General features: G+C 62.3%; 15 protein-coding genes. 7 read left to right on the forward strand and 8 right to left on the reverse strand.

The features are described 5' to 3' along the window. Window position 1: 1 nt before the first annotated feature. Genes MNQ99_RS18285 through MNQ99_RS18310 form a run of 6 tightly spaced genes read right to left on the reverse strand, consistent with a single transcriptional unit; the run spans window position 2 to window position 4,258 of the window. Window positions 2-583 carry a phosphonate C-P lyase system protein PhnH gene (locus MNQ99_RS18285; protein ID WP_241915524.1) on the reverse strand — a complete coding sequence of 194 codons (582 nt, stop codon included), beginning with the start codon at window positions 581-583 and terminating at the stop codon, window positions 2-4. Then, the gene (locus MNQ99_RS18290; RefSeq protein WP_241915525.1) at window positions 580-999 is read right to left on the reverse strand and encodes a phosphonate C-P lyase system protein PhnG; all 420 of its coding nucleotides are present in this window, start codon (window positions 997-999) and stop codon (window positions 580-582) included. Before MNQ99_RS18290 ends, MNQ99_RS18285 begins: the two co-directional genes overlap by 4 nt. Continuing rightward, window positions 996-1,730: a phosphonate metabolism transcriptional regulator PhnF gene (gene phnF, locus MNQ99_RS18295; RefSeq protein ID WP_241915526.1), complete on the reverse strand. Its 735-nt coding sequence runs from the start codon at window positions 1,728-1,730 to the stop codon at window positions 996-998. The genes MNQ99_RS18290 and phnF overlap by 4 nt, the downstream gene beginning before the upstream one ends. Next, entirely contained in the window at window positions 1,727-2,578 is an 852-nt protein-coding gene (gene phnE, locus MNQ99_RS18300; protein ID WP_241915527.1) for a phosphonate ABC transporter, permease protein PhnE, read from the reverse strand. The genes phnF and phnE overlap by 4 nt, the downstream gene beginning before the upstream one ends. Then, window positions 2,578-3,366 carry a phosphonate ABC transporter ATP-binding protein gene (phnC, locus tag MNQ99_RS18305; RefSeq protein WP_241915528.1) on the reverse strand — a complete coding sequence of 263 codons (789 nt, stop codon included), beginning with the start codon at window positions 3,364-3,366 and terminating at the stop codon, window positions 2,578-2,580. Before phnC ends, phnE begins: the two co-directional genes overlap by 1 nt. Then, a complete protein-coding gene (locus MNQ99_RS18310) occupies window positions 3,359-4,258 on the reverse strand; it encodes a PhnD/SsuA/transferrin family substrate-binding protein (RefSeq protein WP_241915529.1) in 900 nt (299 codons plus the stop codon). The genes phnC and MNQ99_RS18310 overlap by 8 nt, the downstream gene beginning before the upstream one ends. Before the next feature lie 528 nt (window positions 4,259-4,786). Between MNQ99_RS18310 and MNQ99_RS18315 the strand changes: the two genes are divergently transcribed. The 3 genes from MNQ99_RS18315 to MNQ99_RS18325 all read left to right on the forward strand — a co-directional run bounded on the left by MNQ99_RS18315 (window position 4,787) and on the right by MNQ99_RS18325 (window position 7,192). Then, window positions 4,787-5,215, forward strand: a complete 429-nt coding sequence (locus tag MNQ99_RS18315) for an anthrone oxygenase family protein (RefSeq protein WP_241915530.1) — start codon at window positions 4,787-4,789, stop codon at window positions 5,213-5,215. Window positions 5,216-5,440: 225 nt separating this feature from the next. After that, a complete protein-coding gene (locus tag MNQ99_RS18320; RefSeq protein ID WP_241915531.1) occupies window positions 5,441-5,974 on the forward strand; it encodes a hypothetical protein in 534 nt (177 codons plus the stop codon). Window positions 5,975-6,718: 744 nt separating this feature from the next. Continuing rightward, window positions 6,719-7,192, forward strand: coding sequence for a hypothetical protein (locus MNQ99_RS18325; RefSeq protein WP_241915532.1), 474 nt, complete (start codon window positions 6,719-6,721; stop codon window positions 7,190-7,192). Window positions 7,193-7,405: 213 nt separating this feature from the next. Here the strand turns inward: MNQ99_RS18325 and MNQ99_RS18330 are convergent, their stop codons facing one another. Then, complete coding sequence (locus MNQ99_RS18330; protein WP_241915533.1) at window positions 7,406-7,624, reverse strand: hypothetical protein; 219 nt, start codon at window positions 7,622-7,624, stop codon at window positions 7,406-7,408. Between the two features lie 489 nt (window positions 7,625-8,113). Here MNQ99_RS18330 and MNQ99_RS18335 point away from each other — a divergent pair, with 489 nt between their 5' ends. The 4 genes from MNQ99_RS18335 to MNQ99_RS18350 all read left to right on the forward strand — a co-directional run bounded on the left by MNQ99_RS18335 (window position 8,114) and on the right by MNQ99_RS18350 (window position 10,344). Continuing rightward, complete coding sequence (locus MNQ99_RS18335) at window positions 8,114-8,416, forward strand: DUF4193 domain-containing protein (RefSeq protein WP_241915534.1); 303 nt, start codon at window positions 8,114-8,116, stop codon at window positions 8,414-8,416. Window positions 8,417-8,645: 229 nt separating this feature from the next. Further along, complete coding sequence (locus tag MNQ99_RS18340) at window positions 8,646-9,032, forward strand: hypothetical protein (protein ID WP_241915535.1); 387 nt, start codon at window positions 8,646-8,648, stop codon at window positions 9,030-9,032. A gap of 476 nt (window positions 9,033-9,508) precedes the next feature. Next, window positions 9,509-9,748 carry a hypothetical protein gene (locus tag MNQ99_RS18345; protein WP_241915536.1) on the forward strand — a complete coding sequence of 80 codons (240 nt, stop codon included), beginning with the start codon at window positions 9,509-9,511 and terminating at the stop codon, window positions 9,746-9,748. Between the two features lie 290 nt (window positions 9,749-10,038). Next, a complete protein-coding gene (locus tag MNQ99_RS18350) occupies window positions 10,039-10,344 on the forward strand; it encodes a histone-like nucleoid-structuring protein Lsr2 (RefSeq protein WP_338423134.1) in 306 nt (101 codons plus the stop codon). 300 nt (window positions 10,345-10,644) lie between these two features. On the opposite strand, the gene MNQ99_RS18355 is transcribed toward MNQ99_RS18350, so the two are convergent. Further along, window positions 10,645-12,039, reverse strand: a complete 1,395-nt coding sequence (locus tag MNQ99_RS18355) for a DUF7793 family protein (RefSeq protein WP_479683791.1) — start codon at window positions 12,037-12,039, stop codon at window positions 10,645-10,647. Between the last annotated feature and the right edge of the window lie 62 nt (window positions 12,040-12,101).

Consider the following 12,101-nt stretch of genomic DNA (forward strand, 5'->3'; position numbering starts at 1 on the left):
GTTATGCGGCCTCCATCTGGATCTGCGTGGTCCGCGGAAGGGCAGTCAGCACCCCGCCGCCTGTCAGCAGCAGATCGATTCCCGTTGGCGGGACGGAATTTGCGGCCTCAAGGGAACGCAACACCGGGCCGGTCAGCGGCAGCACGGTCTGGATGCTGGTTTCGATGCCGGGGCCAGCCAGCGTCACCGGAGTAGACGCCGCGTCCTGGCCTCCAGCTCGTGCTGTACCTGTGACGATGACCGTCGCGCCGGTCTCGGGATGCGCGCGGTCGCCGCAGCGCACCGTTCCGAGCACTTGACCCGGGTCCCCGCTAATCAGCACAAAGTCAGCCTCGGCAGGATCAGCCGGCGCAGCGCCGGTCAGGTCGTACAAAGGGGAAAGTGTGCCGGCCTCCGGGCCGATGAGTGCCAGTGTGAGCCCCGGGTCGAGCAGCGACAGCAACACTGCGGCGGCGGTGTCCAGCGCCGGGTCGTGCGAGAGTCCGGGAGCCGGGACCGGACCGGCCGGAATGCCCGGAGCGCACTGCGCCTGCAAGCAGGCCAGGAAGGTCCGGCGGCTGTCATGGATCGGATCCCACTTCACTGCCCCACCCCCAGACGTGTCGCGGCAACCAAGCCGGCGCGGTTCTTCGCGTCTTCGACCTGGCAGTGCAGTGCCGCCGCGCAAAGGGCGTCCACGTCCCCGGCGAACGGGCCACCGCGTTCTGCTTCGGCGTCGCACACGGCCGCCGCCACCGCCCCGGTCAGGTCCCGGCCGTCGCGGACACCGTCGCCGCGGACGCCGGACAGTTCCACCGTGCACGTACTCAGGGCCACATGGCCCAGCACTGCCGTGGTGTCTGCCGTCCCGGGCACCGGAAATTGGACCGGCGCGCTGGCCGCCTCCGGCCCGGCGACCACGCGGACCTCGACCCCGGTGGCCAGGATGCGGTCCGCGAGCCGTTCGAGCTCGGCCAGTCCGGCCACAGCCAGTGACTCAAATCGTTGTTCCGGATTCATTGGAGCTCCATCGTGAATTGCAGGCGGTCACCGCGGAAATGATGTTCGACGACAGCTATGGGGCGCCCGGCTTCGTCCACGTTCAGTCCGCGGACTTGAAGTATCGGTGCCGCCACCGGCAGCAAGAGCCATTCGGCGTCGGACGCGTCGGCGGGCAGCGCGGCGAACGAACGGTTGGCGCGCTTCATCCGCACGCCATAGTCGTCGAGCAACACGGTGTACAAGGAAGAGGCACCCGTCCATTTCCGTTCCAAGCCGGGAAAGCGCCCTGGAACGAGCCAGGTGGAGGTCACCGACCACGGCTGGTCGTCGACCAACCGCAAGATGTCGGTACGCAGCAATTCGGAGCCGGTGTCCAATTCGCGGCGCAGCTCCGGATCATTGTCGGTTCGGACCTTGAGCAGCCGGGTCTCCACCAGGTGCCCGCGTTCCCGCATTGTCCGGGTAAAGCTTGCGTCCCGGCCGGCAGCAATGTCATAGCGAATGACCGGTGTCGCGACAAAGGTGCCCTTGCCCTGGACCGTCTCTACCAGGCCCCGTCGCACCATTTCGGCAATGGCCTGTCGCACGGTCAGGCGGTTCACGTCATATCGCTGCGCCAGTTCCGCTTCGACCGGCAGCCGGTCGCCCGGCGCGTAGGCGTGGTCCAGTTCAGTTTCCAGGTGTCCCGCAATCTGCTTATAGAGCGGAATGCCGGAGTGGCGGTTGATCAGATGGGCAGGATGGTTCATGCCTTCCCTCCGAGGATGCGTCGGCGCAGCGCTGCCGAAAGCCGCTCCACGCCAAGTACGACGATGAAGATCGCCAGAATGATGGTCAGTGCCTCGTCGTAGCGCAGCAGGGCCATTGAGACCGACAGTTCGATGCCGATCCCGCCGGCGCCTACCAGCCCCAGTACTACCGAGGAACGGGTGGCCTGTTCCAGGGCGAACATGGAGGTGCCCACAAAGGACGGAAGGCATGTCGGCAGCACCGTGCCCAGGATGACGGCACGTTCCGGGGCACCGCTGGAGCGCATGCCCTCCAGCACACCGTCGTCCATTTCCTCGATCGCGTCGGCGAAGAACCGGCCGCAGAAGCCCATCACGTCCACCGCGATGGCGAGTACCCCTGCCTGTGGCCCGAGGCCGACTGCGATGACGAAGATCAGCGCCCAGACAAGATCAGGAATGGTGCGGCAGACCGAGATGAAGCCCCGACTCACGATGTAGAAGAGGCGGTGCGGTGTGGTGTTGCGTGCCGCTGTGATGGCCAGCGGGACACTGAGTGCGACGCCGATAAGGGTCCCCAGAAGTGCCATCTCAAAGGTGACCAGCAGTGAGTGCAGGATCGGCCCGGCGCGCTTAAGATCCGGGGGGAAGGCATCGGTGAGGAACTCCCCGAACCGGCCCGCGCCGGTCACCAGATCCGCCAGACTGACGGCCGCACCCTGGCTCCAGCCGTGGATAAGGAACGCCGCGGCAGCCAGCAAGACCGCAAAGGTGAACGCACTGGGCCGGCGGTAGCGTGCCGGCGGGGCCGGCATATCCTGCGGCATGCGGTCGTGCGCCGTGCCCGTTTTGTTGGTCTGTACGGCCATCAGCTGGCTTTCTCCAGTTTCCGTTCGTGCTCGAGTCCGGCCCCATAGAATTCGGCCAAATCACCGGCGCTGGTCAACGACGCCGCCTGGTCCAGGACAATCCGGCCGGCCTTCAGGCCGATGATCCGTTCGGTATGTTCCAAGGCAAATTCGACTTGATGCAGTGCGGCGATCACGGTGATTCCTCGTTCGGTGGCGACGTCGCGTAGCAGTTCCATCACGCCTTGACCGGCGACCGGGTCCAAACTGGCCACCGGCTCATCGGCGAGGATCAGTTTGGGCCGCTGCATGAGGGAGCGGGCGATGGCTACACGCTGCTGCTGGCCGCCGCTGAGCCGGTCCACCCTGCGGTCAGCCAGATCGGCGAGTCCCACCCGCGCCAGGCATTCCATTGCCTCCAGGCGAACCTCTGACGGCACCAGCGCCGGGACCACGCACCGGGTGCCTTCCCGGGCCACTGCCCCGTTGACCACGTTGCGGAACGCGCTGAGCCGATCCACCAGGTTGAACCGCTGGAAGACGAAGCCCACGTCCCGACGGATCCGGCGCAAGGCGCGGCCGCCGACGCCGGTCACTTCGGCACCGCCGATGCGGGCCTGGCCGGCTGTCGGTTCCTGCAGCCGGATCAGGCACCGCAGCAGGGTGGATTTGCCCGCGCCGTTGGCGCCCACCAGTGCCACCAGCTGCCCGGAATCGACTCGCAGGTCCACCCCGGCCAACGCCTGGTGCCCGTTCGAATACCGCATTTGCAGTCCCTGAATCTCCACTGCGGCGGACAAGTTAGTCACCCACAAATTCAGTGAAGTCGTCGGCGCCAATCGCCCGGTACATCGAGCGGACCACGTCATAGTCCGTGTCCGTGACCTCGATCAACTTGGCGCCGCCGTACTTGGCGTTGTCCTTGCCTTCGAGCATCGCGGCGAGCAGCTCATCAAAATTATTGGTGAAAGTATCCTTAACTGTCTGCACCATGGCGTCGTCGAGGCCACTGCGCGCCATCAACAGATCCGGCGGCAGCAGTTCGCCTTCCTCCAAGATCGGATAGTTCGCCGGGTCCTCGGCCTCCATGAATTCTTCATAGTCATGGCAGCCAATCCCTACAGCCGATACGTCCCCGCGCTTGAGAGCATGATGAACGGTGTCCCCGACGGTGAGTACGTCGAGGTCGTTCATCGGATCGAGGCCGGCGTCGACAAAGATCTGCGACGGGCCGAGGTGGCCGCTGGTCGAGCCGACGTCGCTCATGGCCACCTTTGCACCCTTAAGCTCGTCGATGCTGCCGATGCCGCTCTCGGCAGTGGTGTAGAGGCACGAGCGGTATCCGGGCCGCTGAATGGCCACCACCGGCTCCGCGTCGGTGCGCTCATGGATGACCACGTACTCTGCAGGGCCGGTGAAGACGATGTCCACCTCGTCGGTGGCAAGGGCCGCGGCAGCCGCCGTCCGGTCAGTCACCGCGAAGAATTCAAGATCGAGTCCGGACTTCTCTTCGAACACCGTCTCGAAGGCACCGTACTCCCGCTGCAGTTCCTCCATTCCCTGGAGGTCGGTCACCGCGAAGCGCAGCGTTGATTGTGCCTGTGCCGCCTCAGATCCTCCGCCGCATGCGGTCAAAGTGCCCAGTGCTGCGATTCCGAGAAGTGCCGCTCCGACCCGATGCGAAGCCTTATGTAGTGCCATGTCATCCGTCCTGTCCGTTGATCATCCCGCGTACAGGTACATGTCTAGATGTCTAGGGTGAACCCCCGGGGGCGCATTGGTGGCCGGCGGTAACCAATGCGGTGAAGATACGCACACACCAAGACGAATGAAGAAAGGATGTGCAAGACCTTGCCGTGATACTTGATCGCAGGATCGGCCTGTCCGACGCCATGAAGTCGAAAATCCCGGCAGCGTCCACCGACGGCGAACCATTCCTTCGTCTCGCAGCGCTCCGGCCGCTATGCAGTTGTTCACGAAGAATGACGCCGATAACAACGCATACAAAGGATGGGTACTGCTCTGTTGGACAGTTCCCTGTGCACATCCTGACGGCGTTGTTATATGCAGCCATAGGTAGTCGCTTCCAATCAGGAGCGGTCGGACGACCGGTGTGGCGATAGTCCAATTCCCTCTCCAATGAGAGGCCAGCTTCGTTCGGTCACGTCCCATTCATGAGGCGGCAACCGCCCGTCGCTAGGGTCCCAGCGTGGTGGCGGGGAGAACGAAGTGACGCTTTCGGCGATCGCCGGGATCGGTTCTGCGATTGTCGGCGGGTTCTACGTGGCCTTTGCCTTCACTGTCATGCCCGCTCTGCGGCGGAGGCCCGTCAGTGAAGCCGGGGCGGCCATGGTGTCCATCAACGAGCGGGCTGTTCGATTGCCATTCATGGTGTTGTTCTTCGGCACCGCTTTGGCCTGTGCCGGGACAGTTGCCCGGCAGGTCCTCAACCCGGTTGAAGACTCCGCTACGAGCATCCTCGGGGCAGCCTGCTACCTGACGGGATGGCTGTTGACGATGACCGTCAACGTTCCACTCAACAACCGTCTAGCCCGTTCGAACCTCGGCTGGGCCGAGTTCGAAAAGTCCTGGAACCGAGCCAATCTCACGCGCGCTGTCCTTTCCGTTGCTGGCGGCGCTCTCCTGATTCTCAACTAATGCCCCACTCGAAGAGTCCGGCGGCGACCCTCAGCAATTGACACTCATGCTGAGCCAGCGGTCACGGAGTAACCAAAATGATCTCAAGTCCGATGCCGACCGGCGGTTTTGCCACGGAATGTCTTCCTTGCAGCCGCCAAGCGATCCAAAATCCATGGAAATCTGTGAATTCCCTCTCGAGGCAACGGCCCGGGCCCGGCAGCCTGGGCAGGATAAGGAGACACCGTGAACGATTCGGCCGCAGAACGCCTGGAACTGCGGCGGCGCATGGCAGTCCTCGCACCACTGTTCCGCGACCTCGGCTCCTGGATCATCGGTTCGTACACCAAGGCCGGGATCCTGGATGCGATGCCCGACGCTTCATTTCCGGTATCCGATGGCGCCTTCTCCCTAAAAACGCGGGGCTTTCTCAGACGACAAACCTGGGTTTATTCTCCCCGTGGCCCGGTGTACTTCAGCATCACCCGGGCCGGGAGACTCATCCTCGCCGAGCAGGATACTGACGCATCGATTACGGATGCAGTCTGCGAGCGTGCACAGCTCGCCCGCCCAGGAGACTTTCCCTGGGCAACATCCGACGCCGAAGCATCCGGTCTTCCCGAGAAGCCCCTGTTCCTGATGGATCCGATAACTTCCGATCTCTACATAAAAGTCACCGCCAGAAATGAGTACCCATTTCCCGTGCAGGTTCGCCCGGTGGGCCAATACGCCAGGGAATGCGCTGGCCTCTTCATCGCAGCATTCAAAGCCGCCCGCTAGCCAGCGGTACCGCCCCCCTTCCAGCGGGGCTGGGCTTCCGTTAGCCCCACCTCCGGACGCACCTGACGGAATCCGGTGTTCGCAACGGTACGTATTCTCCTCATCAACGATCTGCAAGATCGAGTGCTCGATCGAACGCAGTGAACGCGGCCGCCACGGTCTCGCGTGGAACGGCGAGGGTAGAGACCAGCGCCGCACCGGCGGCCAGCAGCAGGGTCCGCCGGACCAGGAGGTCTTTGTTCCTCGCCCGTTGAGGCGTCCTCCGGTGTGCTGTCCGACCCGTCGGCGGCCGACTCGGCCAGGTTCTGAACGTACGAGCGCACTTCACCGGGCACACTCGCGTTGGTGACCACAATGCAGCGCTCACCGGTCTGGCCCGGACGATGTTTGCCACGGTAAAACCGGCCCTGCCGGCGTCATCGTCGGTCAACGTGATCTGGCCGGAGCTCCAGGAGTTTCCCGAGTTCCGGGTGCTGGCCGTAAATGCGGCCTGGGAGCCCTGCAGACAAGGCCGCCGGGGAGCAGGACAGCCACCGGTCCCATGCTGAGCGCTGCGACCTTACGGGCGCGTGTGCATGGAGCCTTCATCAGCTTTCGGGGCAGATGAAAATCATCCTTGCGAGGCATCTTCTGCTGAGCCGCCGTAGCTAGGCTAGCTGCCGTGGCTGGCCGCCGGTTGCCGCTCCTAGGAAGCCGTGCGCCAGATTGTCGCGCCACCTGGCACCAATAGGAGAGGCATGATTCATGATCGACGCGCTGCAGGACTTCACTTCATCACTTCCGCCCGTGCTGCAATGGTTGGGAGTGATGGTCGCCGCAGCGCTTCCGTTCATCGAGTCTTATTTCGGATCGGTTATCGGTGTTCTCGCCGGAATCAACCCTGTGGTCGCCATCGCCGCCGCGATCGCTGGCAACGTGATCTCGATGTTGATCTTCGTCCTCGGCGCCCATCGAGTACGGTCCAAAGTGGTCAGCGGCAGGGAGGTCATAGAGCCGTCTGCTCGTCGGCAAAAGCTGCGTTCGCGATTCGACAAATACGGCGTTGCCGGAGTTAGTTTGCTGGGCCAGACAATCTTGCCGAGTCAGATTACCTCGGCCGCGATGGTCTCGTTCGGTGCATCCAGAAACGTCGTCATCGCTTGGCAGACAGTCTCGATCATTTTGTGGGGTGTAGCCTTCGGTGTTTTTGCCTCCCTTGGCTTCGCAATGATTGGGTAAGGGCGGGGCACAAGGGCCGTCGCACGTAGCGGGAAACACGTCCACGCCAAGAACAACCGCGAGTCCCGACCGAGCCCGCCAAGTCACTCCCACCGCAGACCATCCGGCGAAGTTGCCGCCAACGCCGCTTCAGATCGTCTCGAAACCCTAGCGTTTCGAGATCGGACGGTTTCGAGACACCGAGTTAGATGGAGCTCTGCGGAGACTTGGGACTTAGCCCTCGGGCCCGACGTTTCCTGCTGTGATCGTAGCGAGATCGCTGCGGAACCTTTCGGGCTCATGGTCTACAGGGAGGTCGACGGTGTCTTCGGCCCCGTCGAGCGATTCGCTCGTGTCTGGCATGATTGAGGCGAAGACGCTGGTGAGGTCTTCTTGTTCAGGTCCATCCTCGGCAATTAGTTCGAGTGTTTTCACTATGACGACCGGATTCACGACACACCGTAGATCGGCAGGAACAAGCCCCGGATTTCTCCCCAGAGCGGCGGACGAAGAACGTAAGTGCTGCCGCTGTCCGCATGTCGTGGCGAGTCCGTGATTCGCTCCGCCACCTGTGCACACTCTTCGACGCCCACGCCGATAACGGCGCCTACGTAAGCCTCGATCTGCAGTAATTTGCCAGCTCTCCGGTGCATCGACATCGGTGTCCCCGGACGCGAATGTCTGGAACTGCCTGTGTCTGTGTGATTCTTCACTTGAGACGGGATCAGGAAACTCTGAGCTTTTACGGTTCACTATTGCGCCTTACACTTGCAGGGCTTCGAACGCAGCCCGGAGCCTGCTGCCCTGTCCCTTAGGTTTCAGCCTGGTGTGCGAATAGTGCCGCCATTGAGTCTTACAGTCCCCTTTTCAGGGGGGGATGTCGGCGCAGAACTGGACGTTGCACCCCGTTCATCCAACTACCGAGAAAAGAGATCTAACCAAGTGGCAACCGATTATGACGAGGTGCGTGCCGACGTCAAGGAGTCCCAGGACAAGTCCCTGGAGGCGTTGCAGACCGCAAATGCGCCGGACGCCCGTAGCGTGACCTTGGAACTGGATGAGACCGACGGCCTGGACGGAGCCGGCATTCCCGGCGGTGAGTTCATCGCCGAGGAACTCAGCGTTCAGGTCATCCCGCAGGCCGACGACGAATTCACCTGCTACTCGTGCTTTCTTGTCAGGCATCGCTCCCAGATCGCCCGACAGCAGGGTACCCATGCTTACTGCAGGGACTGCGAAGCCTAATCCCCCAAGACCCGCTGGCCGTCCTGGCCGTCGACGGCCGTTCCGATTTCGGAGCCGTACCCGGCCAGCACGTGGAATCGGGCCACGCACCGTATCAGGGTGAGAAAGCCAGGAGCGGCACACCGGAGAACTTCGCGGCGCTATTCGGGGTGTGATTAAGGGTGTGATTTTGACGGTTTGTGAGCTGGGATGGCTTGTCAATGGGCCCCTTGTGGGGAATGATCAAAACATGAGTCAGGCTGCGTCACCCGGAATACGCGCGTACCGCGATTCGGTCAACCTCGAGATCGGCCCCCTGGTCGCGGAGCTGCGCGAAATGCTCGGGGCTAAGCTCGTTGCCTATCTAGGCGGGGTCCAGGAGACCCGTGCCGTGCGCCAGTGGGCCGAGGGTACACGCAACATGCCGGCCGAGACTGAGGCCCGGCTGCGGTTGGCCTACCACGTGGCCGGTATCGTCGCGGAAAGCAACGGCCACCGTGTCGTGCAGTCTTGGTTCCAGGGCATGAACCCGCAGCTCGAGGACCGCTCCCCCGCCCGGCTGATCCGGGAGATGCACCCGGACCAGATCGGCCCCGAGGTTCTCGCCGCTGCGCGCGCCTTCGCCCGTCTCGGATGAAGTTCGCTGAACTGGACCGGCGCGTATGGCGCGTCGGATTCCCGCCGCAGCCCTGGGAATGGTCGGACTGGCGCTGGGTAGGAGCAGACGGCCGCTTCAACGGCCGGTGGAATCCACTCGACCACGGGCTGTATCGCACCGTCTACGCAGAGGAAAGCCTGCTCGCCTGCCTCGTAGAATTCCTGGCCCGCACCGTCCGGACCTGTATCTGCTCCAGGAGATGGAGGACATCGTCGAGGACGACGACGGTAGGCAGGACCATCCCACCGTTTCCCCTGGCGAACTGGACCTGGCCCAGTGGCTTGCGCACCGCGTCGCCGTGTCGGCCACCTCACTGGACGATTCATCGATATCACCGCCGCCGAAACAGTCCTTGCGCTCCACCCCCGGTTCAAGGCCCGGGCGCTGGCCTACAACCTCAAGGACTTCGACGCCGCTGCGCTAAAAAGCGCAGAGCAACGCCTTTTAACCCAGAGGTGTCCCAATATCTCTGGACCCTCAAGTACCCGGACGGTACGGACTTCTGCGACGGCATCCGGTTCCGCTCCCGCCATGGAGACGACTTACTGCTCTGGGCGATCTACGAACGTGACACGGACAACGAACTCAGCTCCCGCATCACCGACATACAAGTCACTGACCTCGACCTGGGGAGCCCCGAACTCCGCAAAGTAATGGCACTGCTGGGCCTGATAGGCCTCGGTGAACGCCTATAAGGGCCCCTAGGACAGAGTATCTGTCGCACTTTCATCACCGCTCAAGCTGCCCAAGGCCCTGCCCGTGCCGAGCCTCTACCGGAGCCGCAGGGACGGCGGCAGCGAAAGAACCCTCAAGAGTTTAAATGTTGAATGCGGGACCCAAATGGGCTTGTGCCGTAGATTAGAGATTGCAATCGTTTTACGGCGAGGCGGGGGACACTACCGGGTGGATGATTGCAAGGAACACCTAGAGGTGTTGTTCACTTTCCGATAACTAGAAGGTAATAAATTTGGCTCAGAAAGTCGTAGTGCGACTAATCGATGACCTGGATGGCTCTGATGCGGATACCACGGTCAACTTTTCTTTGGACGGGGTCGCGTATGAGATCGACCTCACCGACGGAAACGCCCGTCAGCTTCGCGAAAGCCTGAAGAAGTACATTGGCGGTGCCCGCAAAACCGGAAAGACCGGCAGGACCCGCCAGCCTCAAATTACTAATGGCGGACCCGCACCCAAGGACGTACGCGACTGGGCAGCCGCGAACAGTATTGCCGTAAACTCCCGCGGGCGGCTCAGCTCCGACGTCGTGGAGAAATATCTGGCAGCTCACTAAAATTGCACCATCAACAGCCCCGGCAGGTATTCGCCGGGGCTGTTCCAATGCTCCGCAAGATGCCACCGAGCACTTCAGCCAATGTCCACGAACAGGCGCAATCGCGGCCCGGTCAGCCGGGCCCGGCCGATCATGCTGCCACCGCAGACCTCACCCTCCCCCGGCACGCCAATGAGTAAGGCGATGACCTGGACTCCACAACTCCTTACCCCCCGGCGGCGGCGTGCATAAATACTCAACCGGAACCAAGCATCCTTGCATGCCTTTCTGGCCGCCTCGTCACACTACGAGTACAGGCAATTAGGGATTCATCGCCCCAAGGCTCCGGCCGGTTTTGTTGGCTGTTCTGGTCCTCTCCAGATACCGGAGGAACCTGGCGGATGAAGTCACGGCGCGCAAGAGCGTTTCGGGGGTGTCGTATTTCCCACCCTGTATGTATTCGCAGAGGAGTTCCGTTTTTTCGGGGTACTTCAGGATGAAGTCGATGATCCCGGTTCCTTCTTCAACGAGGCTGTACCGGGCATCGTAGATGTCCGTATATTCGCGATAGCAGACAGCCAACCCGTGGTTGTCTCCCTCTGCAACCAGTACCCGCGCCAGCGATGCTCCGACACTGATGATGTTCCTTTGTGCGCCGATGCCGATTTGTCCGGGCCAAGGAGAGTAAACGAGTCCGCTCACCAGGCTGACCGCGTCACGGGTTTCCTGGCGGACGTTGTGTCCGGCACTGTCGCGGTCGACGAGGCGCGCGGTTGTGATCTTTCCCGGGTTCAGCCGGGCACGCCGGATGCCGCTGTTGGCGACGCGCCATCGTGCGTGAAAGTAGGAATGTTGGGCCGTGTTGATCCAAAGAGCCAGTTTGGCCGGAGAACGGCGGTAATGCCGGTAGAGGTGGCTCGCGATCAAGGATCGCTCGGCGGCCGCGCATCGGCCGATTAGATCCGCGAAGGCGGAAATGGCTTCGGCGTCCAGGATCTCGGCGACACCGAGTGCCATTGAGAAAGCTTTGGGCTGGGTCTTGCCGCGGAAGGCCTTTGTGATGAGATCCAGCGTTTCCGCTGATACCTGTGCAGGCCGCTCCGGCGTCAACTCATCGGCGGCAGGCCTCTGGATGAGCGACGATGGCGCCTCGGGCTGTGCCTCCGCTGCGTGATGAACCAGCTTGGCCAGCGCTGCGCTTATGCGGAACCGTCGTGCGGGGATGATCGTCTCAACGGCTGCGTCGAAGTCAGAATCGCCCTTCTGTTGAGTCTGTGGAAGTATATCCGGCGCGCTCTTGTATCGCCCGTCAGTGAGCCACTGCCAAGCTTCGGCGTCTTTGGTGAAATATGTAGCCGGGTATGTGGGCCGGTGTAGCGTGCGGAAGAACTGCACGATCGTATGCTCGACCGGGGAAGTTCCGACCAGCGCCATCCTGGTCGTTGGAAGGCATCGGGCAAATTTTGCCAGTGCTGCCGAACTGGCCGAACGCATTCCGTGCAGGTCGACCAGCATCGGTCTGGGCTCGTCTCCGCAGAGCTCTTCGATGAGCGATATCGTCGCCAACGCATCAGGCTCTTCAACCGTTGCATGCGACGGCCAGCGAACGAATACTACGCCGTCGGATAGTAATTCGACCTCGGGACTACCAAGCACGCTGGGTCCCGGCACCGGGCGAGAGCCGTCTGGTATGACTGATTGGGATGCAGAATGCACTGGGGCCTCGGAAATATTTGGTAAAGGTTTAATCAAGATTGTTCGCAAAGCATATTCCCGCA

Origin of the sequence: Arthrobacter sulfonylureivorans (assembly GCF_022637435.1) — a bacterium.
Taxonomy (GTDB): Bacteria; Actinomycetota; Actinomycetes; order Actinomycetales; family Micrococcaceae; genus Crystallibacter; species Crystallibacter sulfonylureivorans.

Excerpts from the sequence above, each read along its gene's own strand:
- MNQ99_RS18290 (WP_241915525.1), bottom strand. The coding sequence starts at position 999 with ATGAATCCGGAACAACGATTTGAGTCACTGGCTGTGGCCGGACTGGCC.
- phnF (WP_241915526.1), bottom strand. The coding sequence starts at position 1,730 with ATGAACCATCCTGCCCATCTGATCAACCGCCACTCCGGCATTCCGCTC.
- phnE (WP_241915527.1), bottom strand. The coding sequence starts at position 2,578 with ATGGCCGTACAGACCAACAAAACGGGCACGGCGCACGACCGCATGCCG.
- MNQ99_RS18310 (WP_241915529.1), bottom strand. The coding sequence starts at position 4,258 with ATGGCACTACATAAGGCTTCGCATCGGGTCGGAGCGGCACTTCTCGGA.
- MNQ99_RS18325 (WP_241915532.1), top strand. The coding sequence starts at position 6,719 with ATGATCGACGCGCTGCAGGACTTCACTTCATCACTTCCGCCCGTGCTG.
- MNQ99_RS18340 (WP_241915535.1), top strand. The coding sequence starts at position 8,646 with ATGAGTCAGGCTGCGTCACCCGGAATACGCGCGTACCGCGATTCGGTC.